Source organism: Streptomyces sp. NPDC101132 (assembly GCF_044759225.1).
In the GTDB taxonomy this organism is placed as follows: Bacteria; Actinomycetota; Actinomycetes; order Streptomycetales; family Streptomycetaceae; genus Streptomyces.
In genome coordinates this window covers 227,214-246,960 of the sequence record NZ_JBIVYX010000006.1, presented here as the reverse complement: position 1 = coordinate 246,960, position 19,747 = coordinate 227,214, and the positions used below count along the sequence as shown (strand labels likewise).

The 19,747-nt window shown below is 75.2% G+C and carries 14 protein-coding genes and 2 pseudogenes; 5 read left to right on the top strand and 11 right to left on the bottom strand.

Annotated elements, in window-relative coordinates; genetic code table 11:
* Positions 1-55 precede the first annotated feature (55 nt).
* Positions 56-1,279, bottom strand: a complete 1,224-nt coding sequence (locus ACIQUR_RS16385; RefSeq protein WP_403664488.1) for an MFS transporter — start codon at positions 1,277-1,279, stop codon at positions 56-58.
* 160 nt (positions 1,280-1,439) lie between these two features.
* On the opposite strand from ACIQUR_RS16385, the gene ACIQUR_RS16380 reads away from it, so the two are divergent.
* The 4 genes and pseudogenes from ACIQUR_RS16380 to ACIQUR_RS16365 all read left to right on the top strand — a co-directional run bounded on the left by ACIQUR_RS16380 (position 1,440) and on the right by ACIQUR_RS16365 (position 3,743).
* Positions 1,440-2,081, top strand: a complete 642-nt coding sequence (locus ACIQUR_RS16380) for an HAD family hydrolase (protein ID WP_403664486.1) — start codon at positions 1,440-1,442, stop codon at positions 2,079-2,081.
* Positions 2,082-2,119: 38 nt separating this feature from the next.
* Positions 2,120-2,251: pseudogene (locus ACIQUR_RS16375) on the top strand (helix-turn-helix domain-containing protein); the annotation flags it as partial.
* A 580-nt stretch (positions 2,252-2,831) separates the two neighbouring features.
* Positions 2,832-3,287, top strand: a complete 456-nt coding sequence (locus ACIQUR_RS16370; RefSeq protein ID WP_403664893.1) for a hypothetical protein — start codon at positions 2,832-2,834, stop codon at positions 3,285-3,287.
* Between the two features lie 135 nt (positions 3,288-3,422).
* Positions 3,423-3,743 (top strand): hypothetical protein, encoded by a 321-nt coding sequence (locus tag ACIQUR_RS16365; RefSeq protein ID WP_403664484.1) that lies wholly within the window; start codon positions 3,423-3,425, stop codon positions 3,741-3,743.
* Positions 3,744-3,922: 179 nt separating this feature from the next.
* Here the strand turns inward: ACIQUR_RS16365 and ACIQUR_RS16360 are convergent, their stop codons facing one another.
* The 10 genes and pseudogenes from ACIQUR_RS16360 to ACIQUR_RS16315 form a co-directional block, all read right to left on the bottom strand.
* A complete protein-coding gene (locus tag ACIQUR_RS16360; RefSeq protein ID WP_403664482.1) occupies positions 3,923-5,101 on the bottom strand; it encodes an NAD(P)/FAD-dependent oxidoreductase in 1,179 nt (392 codons plus the stop codon).
* Positions 5,098-6,687, bottom strand: a complete 1,590-nt coding sequence (locus ACIQUR_RS16355; protein WP_403664480.1) for an FAD-dependent oxidoreductase — start codon at positions 6,685-6,687, stop codon at positions 5,098-5,100. Before ACIQUR_RS16355 ends, ACIQUR_RS16360 begins: the two co-directional genes overlap by 4 nt.
* Positions 6,688-7,145: 458 nt before the next feature.
* Positions 7,146-9,299, bottom strand: a pseudogene (locus tag ACIQUR_RS16350) (molybdopterin oxidoreductase family protein); the annotation flags it as partial.
* A gap of 79 nt (positions 9,300-9,378) precedes the next feature.
* Positions 9,379-10,794, bottom strand: coding sequence for an MFS transporter (locus ACIQUR_RS16345; protein WP_403664478.1), 1,416 nt, complete (start codon positions 10,792-10,794; stop codon positions 9,379-9,381).
* Between the two features lie 84 nt (positions 10,795-10,878).
* Positions 10,879-12,393, bottom strand: coding sequence for a 3-carboxy-cis,cis-muconate cycloisomerase (pcaB, locus tag ACIQUR_RS16340; RefSeq protein WP_403664476.1), 1,515 nt, complete (start codon positions 12,391-12,393; stop codon positions 10,879-10,881).
* On the bottom strand, positions 12,390-14,384 hold the full coding sequence (locus ACIQUR_RS16335; RefSeq protein WP_403664474.1) for an FAD/NAD(P)-binding protein: 1,995 nt from the start codon (positions 14,382-14,384) through the stop codon (positions 12,390-12,392). Before ACIQUR_RS16335 ends, pcaB begins: the two co-directional genes overlap by 4 nt.
* Entirely contained in the window at positions 14,381-15,646 is a 1,266-nt protein-coding gene (locus ACIQUR_RS16330; RefSeq protein WP_403664472.1) for an FAD-dependent monooxygenase, read from the bottom strand. The genes ACIQUR_RS16335 and ACIQUR_RS16330 overlap by 4 nt, the downstream gene beginning before the upstream one ends.
* Positions 15,647-15,664: 18 nt before the next feature.
* Entirely contained in the window at positions 15,665-17,242 is a 1,578-nt protein-coding gene (locus tag ACIQUR_RS16325; protein ID WP_403664470.1) for a class I adenylate-forming enzyme family protein, read from the bottom strand.
* A gap of 158 nt (positions 17,243-17,400) precedes the next feature.
* Positions 17,401-17,943 carry an SRPBCC family protein gene (locus ACIQUR_RS16320; RefSeq protein WP_403664468.1) on the bottom strand — a complete coding sequence of 181 codons (543 nt, stop codon included), beginning with the start codon at positions 17,941-17,943 and terminating at the stop codon, positions 17,401-17,403.
* A gap of 276 nt (positions 17,944-18,219) precedes the next feature.
* Complete coding sequence (locus ACIQUR_RS16315; protein WP_403664466.1) at positions 18,220-18,660, bottom strand: GNAT family N-acetyltransferase; 441 nt, start codon at positions 18,658-18,660, stop codon at positions 18,220-18,222.
* A 103-nt stretch (positions 18,661-18,763) separates the two neighbouring features.
* Here ACIQUR_RS16315 and ACIQUR_RS16310 point away from each other — a divergent pair, with 103 nt between their 5' ends.
* Positions 18,764-19,738, top strand: a complete 975-nt coding sequence (locus ACIQUR_RS16310; protein WP_403664464.1) for an NADPH:quinone reductase — start codon at positions 18,764-18,766, stop codon at positions 19,736-19,738.
* The last annotated feature ends 9 nt before the right edge of the window (positions 19,739-19,747 follow it).

The window sequence follows — 19,747 nt, the reverse complement described above, 5'->3', positions numbered from 1 at the left end:
GGTCCCGGGGATCAGCGGGCCCGGCCCTCGGCATCAGCGGGCCCGGCCCTCGGGATCAGCGGGCCCGGCTGAGGACCGGGGCCGCCTGCTGCTCGGCGGCGGCCGTCCTGGCGGACGCCTTGGCGGCCAGCGCCACCAGCCCGATGGCGGCGACGAAGGCCAGCGCGATCCAGAGGGCGAGGTGGGTGAAGACGTCCGTGGACTGCGGGACCTGGGCGCCGAGGCCGGCCCCGAGGTTGAGCAGGAAGCTGTAGACCGCGATGGCGGTGGCGCGGTCGGCGCCCGCGGCGCCGCCGACGGCCTGGACCAGCGCGGGACCGGCGGTGGAGGCGCCCACCATCGTGACGAAGAGCGCGATGCCGAGCACCAGCACGCTGTCGCCGGACAGGGCGGCACCGACCATGCCCAGCGCGGCCAGCGCGAGGGCGCCGCCGGCGCGGGTGGTGGGCTTGACGTGCGCCAGCTTCGGGGCGGCGAGCACGGCCACCAGCAGGGAGGGCAGCGCGCTGGCGCGCAGCGCGAACATCGCGTCCGGGTCGCCGAGCGAGTCCGGGCCGTACAGCTGGACGCCGGTGTAGATGGCGGTCACGCCGCCGAGCACCGCCAGGGCGGTGACGAACAGCGGGACGAGGCGCGGGCTGCTCAGCACGTTGCCGAAGGCGAAGCCGCCGCGGGCGGTGCGCGGGACGTCCGGGAGCATCACCTTGCGGGCGGCCGCGGCGCCGAGCGCGAGCACCACGGCGGTGATCCAGAAGACGGCGCTCCAGCCGAGCTGGGCCTCCAGGAACTGGGCGGCGAGCTGGCCGAAGACCAGTGCGCCGCCGAGCGCGGCGGAGACGGTGGTCAGCGCGAGGGCCAGCCGCTGTGCGGGCAGCCGCTCGCCGAAGTACGCGAACACGACGGGCGCGAACACGCCGGCCGCCACGCCCTGCGCGGCCCGCAGCGCGAGCCCGGTGCCCTGCCCGCCGGCCAGCGGCACGGCCACGGTGGCCACGGCCATCACCGCGAGGGTGGACCAGATGGCGCTGCGGCGGCCGAAGCGGTCGGCGAGCGGGCCGCTGAGCAGCGAGCCGCACGCGTAGGCGATGGCGAAGGCGGACGTGGCCCAGGCGGCCGAGGACTGCGAGACGCCCCAGGCCTCCGCGATCTGCGGCATCAGGGGGATCGTCACGTACGCCTGGCTGCCGAGCACGAGCCCGACGACGGCCATCACCGCGACCGTGGCCCCGAACGGGGCCTGGCCTGTCTGGTCTTGTTCTGCTGGGGCGGTACCGGACATGGTTCGACTTCCTCCGTCGGGGGAGCGTGCGTGGTGAGTCGAATGCATCCTGTTCCGGCCACGTTCCCCCGGCCATCGCGAACCCAGCACTCCGTCAGGTGCGCCGCCGGTCCGTCACGTAGGGGTCCGTGGCGGTTCCGGCAGCCGGTACGGTGGCCCGGTGATCCGCACCGTGGTCCTGGACGTAGGCGAGACGCTCACCCGCGACGACCGCTACTGGGCGGCCTGGGCCGACTGGCTCGGCGTGCCGGCGCACACGCTGTCCGCGCTGGTGGGCGCAGTCGTCGTCGACGGGCGCGACAACGCCGACGCGGTGCGCCTGCTCCGGCCCGGCATCGACCTCGCGGCCGAGTACGCGGCCCGCGAGGCCGCCGGCCGCGGTGAACGACTCGACGAGAGCGACCTGTACGAAGACGTCCGCCCCGCCCTCGCAGCACTGCGCGCGGCCGGGACACGCGTGGTCATCGCAGGCAACCAGAGCCCGCGTATGGGCCAGTTGCTGCGCGCGCTCGACCTGCCCGCCGATGTGGTGGCCACCTCGGGCGAGTGGGGCGTCTCGAAGCCCGACCCGAAGTTCTTCGCCCGCGTACTCGAGGTCTCCGGTGCCCCGGCGGACGAGACCCTCTACGTGGGCGACCACCCCGCCAACGACATCCATCCCGCCCGCGCGGCCGGCTTGCGTACGGCCCACCTGCGGCGGGGGCCGTGGGGCCACTGGTGGGCCGACGACCCCGAGGTGCGCGCGGCGGCCGACTGGTCCATCGACTCCCTGGCCGAGCTGGTCGACATCGTCAAGGCGTAACGGACGCGCACGACTTCGCCTCCCACTACGGTGCGCACATGGCCGAACACATCGGGCAGCGCATCGCCCTGCGCCGCCGCGCCCGCCGCATGACCCAGGCCGAACTCGCCCGCGCAGCGCACGTGTCGCATTCGATGGTGAAGGCAGTCGAACGCGGCGCACGCCGGCCCGGGCCGGCACTTCTCGAGGCACTCGCCGCCGCCCTGGACCTGGACGCGTCACGGCTCGACCCCGCCTACGCCGGTACCGGCCACCGCGTCCACGCGGCGCTGCCCGCACTTTCCGCGGCCATCGCCGGGTACGACCTCCCACTCGGTCCGCCGGAGCGTCCGTTCGTACCCCTGCGGAACCTGGTGGACGCAGCGGCCGGATGGCGGCTGGCCGCCCAGTACGGGCGGATCGCGGACACGACCCCGGGACTGCTCACCGACTCGTTGGGACACCTGCACCAGGCACGGGGGCGGGAGCGGGCCGCGGCCGCACAGCTCGTCGTAGCTGTGGCACGAGCAGCGGATGCGGTCGCCTACAAGTTCGGCGCGTACGACCTTTCGGCGCGGTTGATCGAGGTCATGCGGTGGGGAGCGGCGCAGACCGGTGATCCGCACACCGAAGCAGCCGTCGCCTACGTACAGGCGGAGACGTTCCTCGCGGCGCGCGCACCGGGCCGGACAGCTCGCTCTGGAACGGGCGCTGGACAGCGCACCCCCGCCGGACAACCGGCGGTCGGCCGCAGTACGTGGTGCTCTCCACATGCGCGCGGCGGTCGTCATTGCCCGGGCCGGCGACGCCGGCGCCGCCCACGACCACTTGAGGGAGGCAGCGGCGCTGGCCGACGGTTTGGCGGAGGGCATCTACTCGGGCACTGCGTTCGGTCCCTCGAGCGTCCGCGTCCACGAGGTCGCCGTCGCGGTGAGCCTGGGCGGGGAGCACGTCGGAACCGCGCTCGACCTGGCACGTGAGTGGCAGCCCGGCGACGAACTGCCGGCGGAGCGGCGCAGCGGCTTCTACGTGGAGCTGAGCCGTGCGCAGCTCTGGGCGGGCCGGCCGGACGAGGCGTTCGCATCGCTCAGGACGGCCCGCGGGCTGGCACCACAACACGTACGCGAGCATCCGTGGGCCCGGGAGGACATCGGCAAGATCCTCCGGATCAAGCGGTCCACCAGTGAAGCCCTGGCGTCGTTCGCGGAGTGGATCGGACGGGTCTGACGGATACGGGAGAGGGACACAGGCTGTGTCCCTCGTCCCCATTGCGGAGGGGCACGATCTGACCGTCGCGCCAGTCGGACGAGTCGGAGGGGCCATGACCACAACGTTTTCGCCGTTTCACAGCGAGGTGTCCGCATGACGACACGCATCGATCTCGCGGAGGGGCGGGCTCTTGTCGCCAAAGCCCTCGTCCCTTTCGGGCAGATGCCCGATGCCGACACGGTCGCACGGCTCACCGACCGGCTGCTCCGCCACGGCCGGCGGGTCCGCGACGCCGCGGCCCGGCAGGGTGGAGGCGCGGAGGGGGCCTTCGCGGACTGGGAAACACTCACCACCCGCGGGCCTGCGGACGACGGTCGCATCGGGGCGTGGAGCTACTGCCGTGCCACGGCACGCACCGTCCGCAGGTTCCACCTCATGCTCGGTGGCGACCCGGCGGCGGTGAGGAGCCGGTGAACGGGGTCGCCGCGCTCTGCCCGTTCTGCGACAGGCCGGTTGAGCCGCGCCGGACGCACCTGGTCCACGACGGCTTCTCCGCCAGTGGCGCGAGGGAACCGGCGTACGCGCACCCGGAGTGCCGCGGGGGCGCTGATCCCGCTTCGGCCGGTGCAGCCGGCGAGGGCACCAGCCGCAGGCTAGGACGGCAGGAGGAGGCGGTCGGGGGAGGCGGGGAGGGGGGTGTTGTGGAGGGCGCGGAGGCGGGCGTACGGGCGGGTGTCGCCCGCGAGGACGGCGCCCAGGAGGGTGTGCGCTCCGGCGTCCAGGGTGAGCTTCGCGTAGGTGCCGGTGGTGTGGGAGTGGCGGGTGAACTCCAGCGCGCCCGGTGTGCCGCCGTGGACGTCGCCGAAGCCGGCCACCTCCACGCCGAGGACCTTCAGGCGGGCGGCGAGCTCGGCGCCGGGGAAGGCCGCCTCCGGGTCGCCGGTGAGCTGGGCGGCGACGGCCTCGGCCATGCGCTGTCCGGGGGCGACCATGCCGTGGCAGCGCCCTTCCACGGCCGCGCACTCGCCGACGGCCCAGATGCCGGGGGCGGAGGTGCGGAGGCGGACGTCGGTGAGGATGCCGCCGCGTTCGGCGCGGGCCAGGCCGGCGGCCGTCGCGAGTTCGTCGCGGGGCCGGACGCCGGCCGCGAAGACCACCAGGTCGGCGGGGATGCGGCCGGAGTCGAGGTCGACGCCCGCCGGGTCCACGGAGAGCAGCGAGGCCCCGCAGTGCACCGCGACGCCGAGAGCGGTGATCTGGCGGGCGAGCGCTGCTCCGCCGCCCTCGTCCACCTGGAGGGCCATCAGCCACGGCGCGCGTTCGACGACGTGCACGCGCATGCCGAGGTCGCGCAGGGCCGCGGCTGCCTCCAGGCCGAGGAGCCCGCCGCCGACCACGACCGCGGGCCGGCCCGGGCGGGCGGCGGCGCGGATGGCGCGTACGTCGTCGACCGTGCGGAACACGTGGCAGGTCGGCCCGTCGTGCCCGGGTACGGGCGGCACGAAGGGCCGTGAGCCGGTGGCCAGGACCAGCGCGTCGTACCGGATCGCCTCACCCCTGGCGGTGGTGACGGTGCGGGCCGCCGGGTCGAGGCGGGTGGCGGTGGTGGCGAGGCGGAGGGCCGTCCTGTCGGGTTCCGGTGCGGGGAGGGCGAGTTCGTCCGGGTCCCGGCCCGTGGCGCAGGTGGTGAGGGCGATCCGGTCGTACGCGGGGCGGTCCTCCTCCCCGAGTACGGTGATCCGCCACTCGCCCGCCGTGTCCCGGGCGGCGGTCTCGGCCACCAGGTGGTGGCCCGTCATTCCGTAGCCGACGACGACCAGGTGCCGGGTCATATCGCTCCGTTGGTGGTGGGGCCGAGGGCGGCGCAGAACGTGCGGACGTCCGCGGCGCAGCCGCCGCAGCCGGTGCCGGCCCGGGTACGGGTGCCGGCGGCGTGGGCCTCGGCGAGGTGCCGGCCGGTGACGTTGTTGCAGTGGCAGACCACGTCGTCGAGCGGGTCGGTGGTACGGGGGAGCACCACGGGTGCGCCGAGGAGCAGGGCCAGCAGGTCCCGGGGCGCGGGGGCGCCGGAGTCGTGGAGGCGGGTCAGGGCGGCGGCGCCGTGCGGGAGGCCGACGGTGACGGCCCCGCCCACCCGCCCTTCCCGCAACGCCACTTCGGCGTGGCGGTGCCGTGCCGGGTCGCTGAGGGTGACGGTCTCGTGGGCGCCGTCGAACGTCCCGAGGCGGAGTACGTCGGCCTCGGGCGCCCGGAGCCGGAGCAGGTCGGGCATGCCGGTGGATCGGGACCGGGGGTCCGGGGTCGTGCCGGTGGGGGGCTGGCCGGGGGCGTCGGCGTCGTGTGCGGGCGCGGCCTCGGCGTGGAGGGCCCTGGTCAGGGCCGCCGCGAGGGTGTCCGCCTGCCGGAGGACGGTGTCGAAGCCGGGGGATCCGCCGCCGGTTGCCGACCGCGTGGGGTCGAGGGCGGGGGCGGTTCCGGTGCTGTCGGCCGAGGGGCTCGGCGCCGCCCCTGGCGCCGACCCCGGTGCTGGTGCCGGCCCCGGTGCTGCCCACTCGGCATCGGGCCCGGCCGTGCGTGCCCGGGTGGTGCCGGGGGTTTCGTACGCGAGCCGTACCGCCCTGAACTCCCGTGGAGCGAGGGGCCGGGCGCAGGTGCCCAGGGCCCAGACGTGCGGGTCGGGGGTGCGGAAGGAGGGGTCGACCAGGATGCCGGTGGCCGTGGGGAGGCCGGCGGCGTCGGCGAGGGTGGTGTCGGGGGACGCTCCGGTGCACGGCAGCAGCACGTCCGCGGCCAGCACCGTGCCGTCCGCCAGCTGCAGCTTGCCCGGCGTGAACTCGGCCGCCCCGGCACCCAGGTGCAGGGAGACGCCGGCTGCGGTCAGCCGGCCGGCCAGCGCGGCTCCCGCACGGGCGCCCAGGTGCCGGTCCAGCGGCCACGGGCCACGGTGCACCAGCGCCACCTCGCGGCCCGACCGGCGCAGGGCGAAGGCGGCCTCGACCGCCAGCGGGCCCCCGCCCAGCACCACCGCCGCCCCCTCGGGAACCGCGGCGCACGCCGCCGCGGTACGGGGCACCACGACGCCCGGCCCGTCGATGCCCGGCAGCTCCGGCAGCCGCGGCACCTTACCCGTGGCCAGCACCAGCTGCGCGTACGGCACCTCCGTACCGTCGGCGCACCGCACGACCCGGCGCGCGAGGTCGAGGCCGGTCACCCGCACCCCGGCCCGCGTACCCGGCACCGGCGGCAGTTCCAGCGCAGCCCCCGGCAGGTCACCGGACAGCACACCGGCCAGCAGCGGCCGGTGGTACGCGGGCTCCTCGCCCAGCACGGTCACGGCGACCCCGAGGGCCACCAGCCGCTCGGCCACCGCCCGCCCGGCCGTACCGTTCCCGACGACCACCACTCCTGGCCCGGTCATGCCGCACCCGCCTGTCCGGCGGCCACCGGTTCCACACTCCCCGCGGACCCGTCCGCACCCGCAGCCGCGTCGTCCTCGCCCGAAGCCGAGCCGATCGAAGCCGAGCCGCCCGATGCCGAGCCGGCCGATACAGAACCAGTGCTGTCAGCAAGGGAGTTCGGTAGATGTCGTGAACTGACGCCAGGCGCAGTCGAGTTCGCGATCGCGCCCGAACGCGCGTCACCCGAGCCCCAGTTCGCGGTACGTCCTGAACCAAGCCTGCTGGCAGTTGAGTTCGTACCGGATTCTGAACCGCCATCAGGCACAGGGGAGTTCCGGAAACCGCCGGAACCAGCGCTGCTACCAGCCGAGTTCACCTCCGGACCCAGCACCCCGGCAGCCGCACCAGAGGCCCGGCCCGAAGCCGCCCCCGAAGCCGCCCCCGAAGCAGCACCACTCCAAGTCCCGCCCGCCGCAATCGACTCCGCCTCCCCCGCAGGCCCGATCCGGACCGCGCACACCTTGAACTCCGGCATCCGGCTGCGCGGGTCCAGGGCCGGATTCGTGAAGAGGTTCGCGCTCGCTCCGCCCGGCCAGTGGAAGGGCAGGAAGACCGTGTCGGTGCGCAGGGTGCCGTCGTAGCGGACCCGCGCCACCGCGCCCCCGCGCGGCGAGGACACCCGCGCGAGGGAGCCGTCGGCCAGACCGGCGCGTTCGGCGGTGTCGGGGTGGACCTCCAGGTACGGCTCGCCCGCGGCGGCGACCAGTTCCGGCACCCGGCGGGTCTGCGCACCGGACTGGTACTGCGCAAGGACGCGTCCCGTGGTCCCGTACAACGGATAGTCCGCGGAGGGCAGTTCCGCACTGTCCCGGTGGTCCACGGCCGCGAAGCGGGCGCGGCCGTCGGGGTGGGCGAAGGCGTCCAGGAAGAGCCGGGGCGTGCCGTCGCCGCCCTCGGGACAGGGCCAGTGCAGCACCTCGCCCGCGTCCAGCCGCTCCCAGCTCACCCCGGAGTAGTCCGCGACGCCCCCACGCGTGGCCTCGCGCAGCTCCGCGAAGACCTCCCGCGGGGACGACGGGAAGCCGGTGGCGGCCCCGAGGCGGGAAGCCAGCCCGGCCAGCACCTCCAGGTCGGTCCGCACGCCCGGCGGCGGGGAGAGCAGCCGCCGCCTGCGCAGCACCCTGCCCTCCAGGCTGGTCATCGTGCCCTCCTCCTCGGCCCACTGGGCCACCGGCAGCACGACGTGCGCCATCCGGGCCGTCTCCGACGGCACGAAGTCGGCCACCACCAGCAGGTCCAGGGAGGCCAGCCGGTCCCGGATCCGGCCCGCGTCGGGCGCGGACACCACCGGGTTGGAGCCGAAGACCAGCAGCCCGCGCGGGCCGCCCTCGGTGCCGAGCGCGTCGAGCAGCTCGTACGCGCTCCGGCCGGGGCCCGGCAGCGAGTCGGCCGGCACGCCCCACACCCGCGCCACGTGCGCGCGGGCGGCCGGGTCGGTGATCAGCCGGTAACCGGGCAACTGGTCGGCCTTCTGGCCGAGTTCGCGGCCGCCCTGCCCGTTGCCCTGGCCGGTGAGGCAGCCGTAGCCGCCGCCCTCGCGGCCGGGCAGGCCCAGCACGAGGGCGAGGTTGACGAACGCGGCGACCGTGTCGGAGCCCTTGCTGTGCTGCTCGGCGCCGCGCCCGGTCAGCACGTACGCGCGCTCCGCCCCGGCCAGCATCCGGACGGCCTCGCGGAGCTGCGCCGCGGGCACGCCCGTGACGCGCTCGGTGCGTTCGGGCCACCAGGCCGCGGCGCGCTGCCAGGCGGCCTCGAAGCCGGTGGTGCGCCGCTCGACGTACGCCCGGTCGGCCAGCCCCTCGGCGACGGCGACGTGCAGCAGGCCGAGGGCGAGCGCGAGGTCGGTGCCGGGGGCGGGCTGGAGGTGCAGCGCGGCCTGACGGGCGGTGCGGGTGCGCCGCGGATCGATGACGATCAGGTCGGGGCGTTCCAGGTGCCGCATCAGCGGCGGCATGGTCTCGGCCGGGTTGCCGCCGGCGATCAGGACGACGTCGGCGGTGCCGAGGTCGGTGACGGGGAACGGCAGGCCGCGGTCCGCGCCGAAGGCCGCGCCGGCGGCGGCCGCGGCGGAGGACATGCAGAAGCGGCCGTTGTAGTCGATCTGGCTGGTGCCGAGGGCGACGCGGGCGAACTTCCCCAGCTGGTAGGCCTTTTCGTTGGTGAGGGAGCCGCCGCCGAAGACGGCCGCGGCGTCCTTCCCGTACCGCTCCTGGATCCGGCGCAGCCCGTCGGCGACGGTGTCGAGCGCCTCGTCCCAGGTCGCGGGGCGGCCGTGGACGAGGGGCGTGCGCAGCCGGTCGGCGACGCCCAGCACCTCGGGCGCGGTCCAGCCCTTCTGGCACAGGCCGCCCCGGTTGACGGGGAAGTCCTCGCGGGGCCGGACGGTGACGCCGTGCCCGTCCCCTCTGTTCCCTCCGTCCCCTCCGTCCCCGCCCCGCTCCAGCACCGTCCCGCACTGGAGGGCGCAGTACGGGCAGTGCGTGTCGACCCGGGCGGCGGGGGCGCCGGGTGCGCCGGGTACGCCGCCCCGCGCGCCCGCCCCGTCGCCCCGCGTCCCACGGACTCCGGCCACCCCGGCCGTACGCCCGCCGGCCCCACGCCCCGTGGACACCCCCGCCGTACGCCCCCCGGACACCCCCGCCGTACGTGCCTCAGACACCCGCGCCGCTCCGCACCCGGGCGGCCGGCCCGGCCGCGGACGACGTCGCCGGGTCCTCGCCGCGCCCCGGACCGCGCCGCAGGTACACCGCGCGCACCAGGAGCATGCACAGGCCGTAGTACGCGAGGAACACGGCGAAGGCCGCGGTGCCGGAGCCCCAGGTGCCGTACGCGGTGCGGAAGGCGAAGTTGATGCCCACCCCGCCGAGGGCGCCGACGGCTCCGGCGATGCCGATGACGGCACCGGCCAGGCGGCGGGAGCGGGTGAAGGCCTGGGCGGCGTCGTGCCCGGCGGCCACGGCGCGCTCGGCCTCGGCCGCGTGCACGGCGGGGATCATCTTGTACGTCGAGCCGTTGCCCAGCCCGCTCAGGACGAAGAGCACGGTGAACGCGCCGATGAACAGCCCGAAGGAGCCGCCCGCGGACGCGGCGAGCAGCACCGCGGTGCCGGCGGCCATGGCGAGGAAGTTCCAGAACGTGACGCGGGCGCCGCCGAACCGGTCGGCGAGCCGGCCGCCGATCGGCCGGGAGAGGGAGCCCAGCAGCGGGCCGAGGAAGGTGGCCGAGGCGGCCTCCAGCGCGGTCGAGCCGAACTGGCTCTGGAGCACCAGGCCGAAGGCGAAGCCGTAGCCGATGAAGGAGCCGAAGGTGCCGATGTAGAGGGCCGAGATCCACCAGGTGTGGGGGCGGGCCGCCGCCTCGCGCAGGGCGCCCCGCTCGGTCCGTACGCTCGCCAGGTTGTCCATCCTGAGCGCGGCCAGCACGGCCGCGAGGGCGATCAGCGGGAGGTAGACGGCGGCGACGTACGAGGGGTGGGTGTCGCCGGCGGTCGCGATGACCAGCAGGCCGAGCAGCTGGACCACGGCCACGCCGAGGTTGCCGCCGCCCGCGTTGAGGCCGAGGGCCCAGCCCTGGTGGCGCAGCGGGTAGAAGGCGGTGATGTTGGTCATCGAGGAGGCGAAGTTCCCGCCGCCGACGCCCGCGAGGGCGCCGATCAGCAGGAACACCCACAGCGGCGTGCCGGGGCGCTGGACGAAGTACGCGGCCAGGCCGGCCGGGACGAGCAGCACACCGGAGGCGAAGACCGTCCAGTTGCGGCCGCCGAAACGGGCGACGGCGCTGCTGTAGGGCAGCCGCAGCACCGCGCCGACCAGGGTGGGGGTGATGACCAGGAGGAACTTCTCCGACTTGGTGAAGTCGAAGCCGATCTCCGGGGACATGAAGAGCACGAGGACGGACCACATGCTCCACACGGAGAAGCCGATGTGCTCGGAGAGCACGGAGAGCCAGAGGTTGCGGCGGGCGACGCGACGGCCGGTGCGCTCCCAGAAGGCGGGGTCCTCGGGGTCCCACTCGGTGATCCACCGTCCGTGGTGCCGGCCCTCGTGCCGGCGGTCGTGCACGTTCATCGGGTCCCTTCCGAAGTCTCCGGGGTCCTGCCCCATCCGTGTTCTCTGCCGTCTTCGCCGGCCATCTCCCCCGGCTCAGCCGTGTCAGCTGTCTCCGCTGTCCCCGCCGTCCCCGTGGTCCCCGTGGTCCCCGTTGTCCCCGCCGTCCCCGCCGTCCCCGCCGTCCCCGCGGGTCAGCGCGCGGTCGACCAGGAGGCCGGCCGCGCCCGTGTACCGGGCCGGGTCGCACAGCTCGGCGCGTTCGGCCGGGGTGAGCCGGCCGGCCAGCTCGGGGGCGTCGGCGAGCGGGCCCGGGTGCGCGGAGGCGGCGGTGAGCAGCCGTTTGGCGGCGGCCTTGCCGAGCTCCGGGGTGAGCCGGGCGGCCAGCCGTTCGGAGACGATCTGGCCGCGGGTGAGGGCGAGGTTGGCCCGCATCCGCTCCTCGTCCACGACCAGCCCCTCGGCCAGTTCGACGGCGGTGTGCGCGGCCCCGCCGGCGAGCCGCAGGCACTCGCGCAGCAGCAGCCACTCGGCGTGCCAGGCTCCGGCGGACCGCTCGTCCTCGGCGAGCAGGCACTGGGCGAGCCCGGCGGCCAGCGGCGGCACCTGGATCGCGGCGCTGCGCAGCAGGGTGGCGAGTACGGGGTTGCGCTTGTGCGGCATGGCGGAGGAACCGCCCCGGCCGGCCGGGCCGGGCTCGCTGACCTCGCCGGTCTCGGTCCTGGCCAGGCCCTGCACGTCCACGGCGAACTTGCCGAGGGCGCCGGCGGTGAAGGCGAGGGCCGCGCCGAGGTCGGCGAGCGGGGTGCGCAGGGTGTGCCAGGGCAGTACGGGCCGGGCCAGGCCGGTCTCGTCGGCGAAGGCGTCGACCAGGTCGTCGAGGTACCGCTCGCGGTCGAAGCCGGGGCCGGAGTCGAGTTCGGCGTACTCCAGGTAGCCGGCGAGGGTGCCGGCGGCGCCGCCGAGGGAGACCGGCAGCCCGGTCTCCAGCACCGTGGACAGCCGGTGTTCGGCGTCGAGGACCAGCTCCCGCCAGCCGGCGGCCTTGAGGCCGAAGGTGGTGGGAACGGCCTGCATGGCGAGGGTGCGGCCGGCCACGGGGGTGTCGCGGTGCTCGCGGGCCAGCTCGGCGAGGGCGGCGGCGGTCCGGCGCAGGTCGGCGCGGACCAGGCGCAGGGCCCGCCGGGCCACCAGCATGGCGCCGGTGTCGAAGACGTCCTGGCTGGTGGAGCCGCGGTGGACGGAGTCGGCGGCGGCCGGGTCGCGGCGGGCGACCTCGGCGGTGAGCGCGGCGACCAGGCCGACCACCGGGTTCGCGGTCTCGCGGGCGGCCAGGGCCAGGGCCCGTACGTCGTACAGGTCGGGGTCGGCGGCGGCGGTGATCACCTCGGCCGCCGCGGGCGGCAGGGTGCCGAGCCGGGCCTGGGCCCGGGCGAGGGCCGCCTCGGCGCCGAGCATGGCGGCGAACCACGCCCGGTCGTCGGTGGCGGCCTCGACCGGGGTCCCGGCCCGGACGGGGGACAGCAGACCGGCGTCGAGGGGAAGCCGCCCGGCGTCCGGCCGCGCCCCGCCCGACGGGGAGCCCCCGGCAAAGGGCCCCCCGGCCGGCCGGCGGGTCAAACGATCACCCCGGTCAGGGTCGTGTCGGAGACGACCGGCCGCACCCCGGCGGGCACCCGCGTGGCGGGCGGCAGCGCCAGGGCCGCGCCGGCGATCGCGTCGGAGTCGCCGAGGGTCACGGAGTCCACGCCCGGGCGGATGCCGGCGGCGGTGACCCAGTGCACGGACTCGGTCGGGACGCCGTACGCGAAGCGCCGCGGGTGGGCCTGGCCGCGCCCGTCGATCAGGTGGTACGGCCGCTCGGTGACGGCGAGGCCACCGGTCTCGTACGAGGTGCCGTGCGTGCCGGCGATCCGGTACGGCGCCGCCTGGTCGGTGTTCAGCAGGTGCTGGAGCAGCGGGTCGGCGGTGCGGCGGATGTCCGGCTCCGGCAGCCGCGCCTCGATGAGGGCGGTGGAGCGCACCGGCTCGCCGGGGACCTCCGTGGACTCGGCGACGTACTGCTTGGTGGCGGTGTCGATGCGGACGACCGTGCCGGGGCCGGTGATGCTGAGCACCCCGGCCTCGATCAGCGCGATCATCTCCTCGATGCGGGAGGCCGGCGGGCCGATGGACAGGAAGGCGTTGAGCGGCGTGTACCAGCCCTCCAGGTCGTCGCGGTGCGAGTTGCCCTCCAGGCCGCCGTGGTCGACGGCGAGGCGGATCTCGTTGCGCAGGTCGCGCATGACGTCGAGGGCGGCCTTGAGGGGCCCGCTGACGTTGCCCTCCTTGGCGGCCGCGACGTCCGCGGCGAGGTGCTCGACCAGCCAGGCGTGGAACTCGGCGCGGCTGGTGAACTTCCGGTCGCCGTACGGGCGGGAGAGCCGCTCCCAGTCCCAGCGGTCGGCCTCGCCGATGCCGTACTCGGTGAGCAGGCCGCCGGCGTCGACGCCGTGCGGGAAGGCGAGGTAGCGGCGGGTGAACCGCTCGCGGTCGGCCTCGCCGAGGCCGCGGGCGGCGAGCAGGGTCGCGTAGTAGACGGACTCGACCTCGCGGGAGATCACCGGCCACAGGTCGGCGGAGAAGTTGACCGGGACGCCGCCCTCGGCACGCTCGCGCAGTCCCGAGATGAACTCGGCGGTGAGCAGGCGGGGGAAGTAGCGGCCGTCGGTGCCCTTCTCGTTCTCCCCGCGGGCGTGGTACGGGACGCCGCGCCGCGAGAAGGCGTACAGCTTCGGCTCGCGGCCGGAGGGCCGGTAGGCCAGCGTGCCGTCCTCGCGCCGCTCGTACGAACCGCCGCGGCCGGCGGTGAACAGCGCCATGTGGTCGAAGAAGTTGAGGCCGAGGCCGCGCAGCAGGACCGGCTGTCCGGGCTCGATGGTGCTGAGGTCCACGTCGGCCGGGTTGCCGGGCGTGACGTAGGTCAGGTGGTGGATGCGCGAGAGGCTCGCGGTGCGCTCCTCGCGGACCGAGAGGCGGGCCGGGACGTGGCCGAGGGCGAGGACGATGCCGTCGAGGTCGTCGAGGCGGGTGCCGTTGTCCAGGCGGATGCCCTGGGGACCGCCGGGGATGCCCTGGGTGTCGGCGATGGCGACGGCGCGCGCGCGGTGGACCTCGACCGTGACGTGCGCGGGGGCGCCGGCGACCAGGCGCCGGAAGCTGTCGCGCAGGTACTCGCCGTAGAAGGCGCGCGAGGGGTAGGTGTTGGGGCCGAGGGCGCGGGCCTCCGCGAGGGTCTCCTCGGAGTGCTCCCCTTCGGTGCCGAGCAGGGCGAGCGAGCGGGCCCACTCGTAGAGGCTGGGGCCGGGCTCGATCGGGCCGTCGATCCTGGAGCTGGCGTCGGTGTAGACGGTGATCTGCGAGCTGACGGTGTTCATCAGCAGGTGGCGGGACTGCTCGGTGCGCCACACCGCCCCGGCGCCGGGCGCGGCCGGGTCGACGACGTGCAGGGTCACGGAGGCGTGGCGGGGGGTGTGCCGCTCGCGGGCGAGCAGCCGCTCGATCACGGACAGGCCGCGCGGGCCGGCGCCCACGACGCACAGTTCGGCATGGTTCTCGGTGGACGCGGTCATGCGGTGGCTCCGATCGGGCTGGTGGCGGGACGGGTGAGGGCGGCGCGGGTGGGCGCCGCCCCCGTGAGGGAGTCGCGCAGCGGGTCGCGTACGCCGTGCATCCAGCTGACGTGGTCGGTCAGCTCGGCCGGGGTGAGGGACTCCAGCAGCGTGTTGCGTGATGCCGCGGCCTCGCCGGAGGGATGCCAGAGGGCGGTCGACCAGCGCGCGGCGAGCTGGACGCGGGCGGTGCGCTCGCGGCGCAGGGCGGTGTACTCCTCGAAGCGGGCGGCGAAGTCGCCGGCCGGGCAGTCGAGCAGTTCGCCGAGCACGATGGCGTCCTCCAGGGCCTGGCAGGCGCCCTGGGCGGCGTAGTGGAGCATCGGGTGGGCGGCGTCGCCGAGGAGGGCGACGCGGCCGTCGGTCCAGGTGTCGACCGGGTCGCGGTCGACGAGCATCCAGGTCTTCCAGTCGCGGCCGAGGGCGAGGAGCCGGCGGGCGGTGTCGCCGAGGCCGGCGAACTCCCGGAGCACGGTGGTCCCGTCGACCGGGCGGCCGGCGAAGGCCTCGGTGCCGCCGTCGTCCTTGCTGGCGGCCAGGTTGAGGTGGCGGCCGCCGGCGATGGGGTAGTGCACGAGGTGGCAGTGGGGTCCGGCCCACCAGGCGACGGCGCGGTCCGTGTGCGCGCGCTCGCGGAGCTCCGCCGGCACCTCGGCCATGGGGATGACGGCCCGGTAGACGGTGATCCCGGAGATCCGGGGGGCGCCGTCGCCGACGAGCTGGGCGCGGATCGCGGAGTTGATGCCGTCGGCGCCGATGACGGCGTCGGCGGTGAGCCGCCCGCCGTCCTTCAGGAGGACGGTGGCGTCGTGCGGGGTCTGGCCGTAGCCGGTGACCTCGCAGTCGCCGCGCAGTTCGACGCGGTCGTCGGCCAGGCAGCGCTCCAGCAGGATGCGGTGGAGTTCGGCGCGGTGGACGACGGCGTAGGGGTTGCCGAACCGCTCCCGGTACTCCTCGGTGAGGGGCAGGCTGGTGACGTGGCGCCCGGAGACGCCGTCCATGAAGCGGAGTTCGTCCATGCGGACGGTGATGGCGCGGGTCTCCTCGCCGACGCCGAGCCGGTCGAGGGCGTGCAGGCCGTTGGGGGCGAGCTGGATGCCGGCGCCGATCTCGGCGAACTCCGGCGCGCGTTCGAGTACGAGGACCCGGTGGCCCTGCGCGCTCACGCTGAGGGCGGCGGCGAGTCCGCCGATGCCGCCGCCCACGATGATGATCCTTGACATGTGGTCTCCGGGCAGCGGTCAGGCGCCCACGGGGAGGCGGTCGGCGAGCAGCCGGGCCAGCTCCAGGCGCTTGATCTTGGTGGTGGCGGTCTGCGGCAGCTCGTCCAGGCGCATGTGCACCGGCTCGGCCATCGGGTTGAGCAGCGAAGCGGCCGACTGCCAGCGGACGGCGTCCAGCGGTTCGTCGTTCTTCGTGCAGACGATGGGGGTGGCACGGCCGTCGGGGCCGGGGATGATGATGACCTCGGTCAGCTCGTCGAGCCGGCCGAAGAGGGTGTCCTCGGCGGCGAGCGTGGAGCCGAAGTCCTCGATGAGGTCGACCTCGCGGTCCAGCAGGTGCACGCAGCCCCACTTGGTGCGGTAGCCGACGTCGCCCATGCGCCACCAGCCGCCCTCGGAGAGCTGCTTGTCGTACCGCTGCTGCTCGCCGAGGTAGGTGACGATCCGGCCGTCGCTGCGGACCTCGATGTAGCCGGGGTTCTCCGCGGAGGGCGGGTTGCCGTCGCGGCTGACCACGCGGACGTCCGTCATGCCGGGGAAGGGGATGCCCACGCAGCGGCCGTCCTCGTCCTCGCCGCGGCGGCGGGAGAAGGCGCGTACGACGGCGGGGCCGACCTCGCTCTGGCCGTACAGCTGGCCGAAGAGCGCGCCGCGGCGGCGGGTGGCGGCGAGCAGGGTGCGCACGGTGCGCGGGTGGATCGCGTCGAAGGTGGAGCTGAAGAGCTTCACGTTGGACAGCGGGCCGCGCGGGTCGTCCGCCAGCTCCTCCCACTCCATGAAGGAGTTGGGGTGGGCCTCCAGCACGCCGGGCTTGAGGCGGGCGAAGAGGTCGGCGACGTGCCCGGGCTCGGAGTCGCGCAGCACGACGATCGGGAAGCCGCGCAGCAGCGAGATCGCCAGGGCGGTGAAGAGCCGCGAGTGGACGAAGGAGACGTGCAGCGCGATCGTCTCGCGGCCCGGCAGCACCGGGCGGACGGCGGCGGCCTGCGGCAGGTAGCGGGCCTGGAGGCTGCGGCCGGTGTGGACCGCGAGTTTCGGGGTGCCGGTGGTGCCGGAGGTGTGGGTGATGAGGGTGGGGTGGTCCGGCGGCATGGTGACCGGCGGGATGCGCCGTACGCCGGCCAGCGAGGCGAGCGCGGTGGCCTGCTCGTGCTCCCCGGAGGTGAGGATCACGCGCTCGGCCAGTGCGAAGACCTCCTCGGGCAGCTCCGTGTCCAGCTTGGTCCGGTCGGTGACCAGGAAGGGCTGCTCGGTACGGCGGACCAGTTCGGCGGCGGTGGCGCCGTCGAGCTGCGGGGAGAGCAGCACCGGGACCGCGCCGACGCGGGCGGCGGCGCAGGCCATGAGGGTGATGTCGAAGCCGTCGGTCTTGTAGACGACGACGCGGGTGCCGGGGCGGACGCCGACCGCCCACAGCCGGGAGGCGAGGTCGTCCACGGCGTCGGCGGCCTCGGCGATGGTGGCGCGACGGCCGAGCTGCGGGGCGGTGTCGAGGTCGTGGTCGAGGATCAGGACGTTCGAGGGGTGCCGGGAAGCAGCTCGCTCGAAGAGGGTTCCCAGGCGGATTCCACGATTTCCTATGCGCTGCAGAAGCATATGGCCAATCTCGTCTTTGGGTACGGGAATCCGGTCGGGGAAACCGGGACTCCACTGCGTGGGATGGTGGGGAGGAGCGCCGGAATTCCGGCGGCGGTCCGCCGGGAATTCCCCGCACCCGTTTCCGGGGGAAGGGAATTCCCGGAACCCGGAACCGGTCAGTTCTCCTCGACGACGTCCTTGATGCGGGCGAGCGTGGCACCGAGGTCGCCCTCGACCTTCGCGCCCCATTCGGTGAAGAACTGCTGCCTGCGCTCGGCGCTCATCTCCGCCGTGATGCCCTTGATGCCCTCGGTGGCGGAGCCCATCCGGAAGTGGTGGGTCAGGCGGGAGCCGGTGCCCTCCGGGGCGATGGCGAAGCCCCAGACGCTCTCCTGCCTGCGGCCGGCGCTGTCGCGCATGGCCCAGTCGAAGATCCGGCCGGGCTCGGCGGCCACGACCTCGGACTCGGTGAACCAGGTGCCGCGCACGACGGGCGCCCAGCCGACCACGTCCTCGGAGCGCAGGTTCTCGCCGCGGAAGACCGCGCCGACGGTGCGGGGCTCACCGCTGATCCATTCGCCGCCGACGCATTCCGGGCTCCATTCGCCGCTGCGGCCGAGATCGCTCACGACGGCGTAGACCTCTTCCGGGGCCGCGTCGACGTGGAGCGAGGAGCTGAGTTCGAAGAGCGGGGTTTCGGTGTGTGTCGTCTGAGCCATGGCCGAGAGCTTGCTGAGCGTCGCGGCGGAGGGTCAAAGAATGCCCGGGAGGTCCGTCAAGTCCCCTGTTCAGGGGCGGGGTTGGCGGTAATGGAGTACGTCAGGTGGGCCGGTGCCCGGATATCCGGGGACCGGACGATTCCGGAAATCCGGCGGGCCGGGCGGGCGGGTGGTCCGGCCGCCGGCGGGAGCTGGTGCGGGGGCGTACGGGGGCCATGCGGGGGCGGGGGCGTACGGGGGGGGGCATGCGGGGGCGGGCCCGTAGGGGGCGGGCGGTCAGCCCGCCGCGGGCAGCTCGTATGCGAAGTGGAAGGCGGCCACGGACATCCGCTGCCGGTGGTAGAAGCGGTGCGCCCCGCGGTTGACCACCCCCGAGTCCAGCTCGATGCGCACGCAGCCGGCCGCCCGCGCCCGGCGCTCCAGCTCGCCGAAGAGCGCCGCGCCGAAACCGCCCCCGCGCAGCGCGGGACCGGTGACCAGGTCGTCCACGAACAGCACCCGGCCCCGGCTGGTGGCCAGCACGCGGTGCCCGGCCACGCCCACGGCCTCGCCGCTGCTCAGGCCCACGGTGAAGACCAGGCCCTGCCCGGCGGCCTCCCGGGCGAAGTCGGTGAAGGAGTCGTCCGTCAGGGCCGGACGGAGGTTCCGGTAGAGGGTCCGGACCGGCCCGTCGAGCAGGGCGGATCCCGGTTCTGCGTCAGTGAATTCCAGTTCCACCCGGCACACCGTACGGAAGGAAGCCCGCCGGCGTCAGCGAGAGTTGACAGACTGGCGGGCGGCAGGATGCCGGGCCGCCGGGGCACCGCCAGACTCCCGTGGTATGCGTGCTGCCTTCATCGAAGACCTCGGGACCCCGGACGCCATCCGGTACGGCGAACTCCCCGACCCGCTTCCCGGGCCGACCGACGTCCTGGTGCGCGTCACGGCCACCACGGTGAACCCGGTGGACACCTTCGTCCGCTCCGGCCTCTACCGCACCCCGCTGGGCTTCCCCTTCGTGATCAGCCGCGATCTCGTCGGCACCGTCGTCGAGGCCGGACCGGGCGCCGCCGGGTTCCGCCCCGGCGACCCGGTGTGGAGCAACAGCCTCGGCCACGCGGGCCGTCAGGGCCCGGCCGCCGAACTGGCCGTGGTCCCCGGCGACCGGCTCTACCGGCTGCCCGAGGGAGCCGACCCCCACGAGGCCGTCGCCGTGGTCCACCCGGCCGCCACCGCCTACCTGGGCCTCTTCACCCACGGCGGCCTGCGCGCCGGCGAGACCGTCCTGGTCGCCGGTGCCGCCGGCAACGTCGGCTCCGCCATGACCGTCATGGCCGCCGAGGCCGGCGCCCGCGTCATCGCCACCGCCCGCGCCGAGGACGCCGAGTACGTGCGCTCCCTCGGCGCCCACGAGGTGCTCGACTACCGCGACCCCGCGGCCGCCGAGGCCCTCGCCGGGCGCATCGACCTGCACCTCGACACCTCCGGCCGCAACGACCTGGCCGCCGCCGTCGCCCTGCTCGCCCCCCGCGGCCGCATCGTGCTGCTCGCGGGCGCCCGCACCGAGCCCGTGCTGCCCGCCGGAGCCCTGTACATGAAGGACGGCTCGGTCCGCGGCTTCGTCATCTCCAGCGCCACCGCCGCCGAACTCGCCGAGGCCGCCGTGGCCATCAACCGGCTGCTCGCCGCCGGCACCCTGCGCCCCCGCTCCGTCGAGCGGCTGCCGCTCAGCGCCGCCGCCGACGTGCACCGGCGCATCGAGCAGGGCGGGCTGCACGGCCGCCGCGCCCTGCTGCTGCCCTCCCTGGACGCCTGACCACCCGAG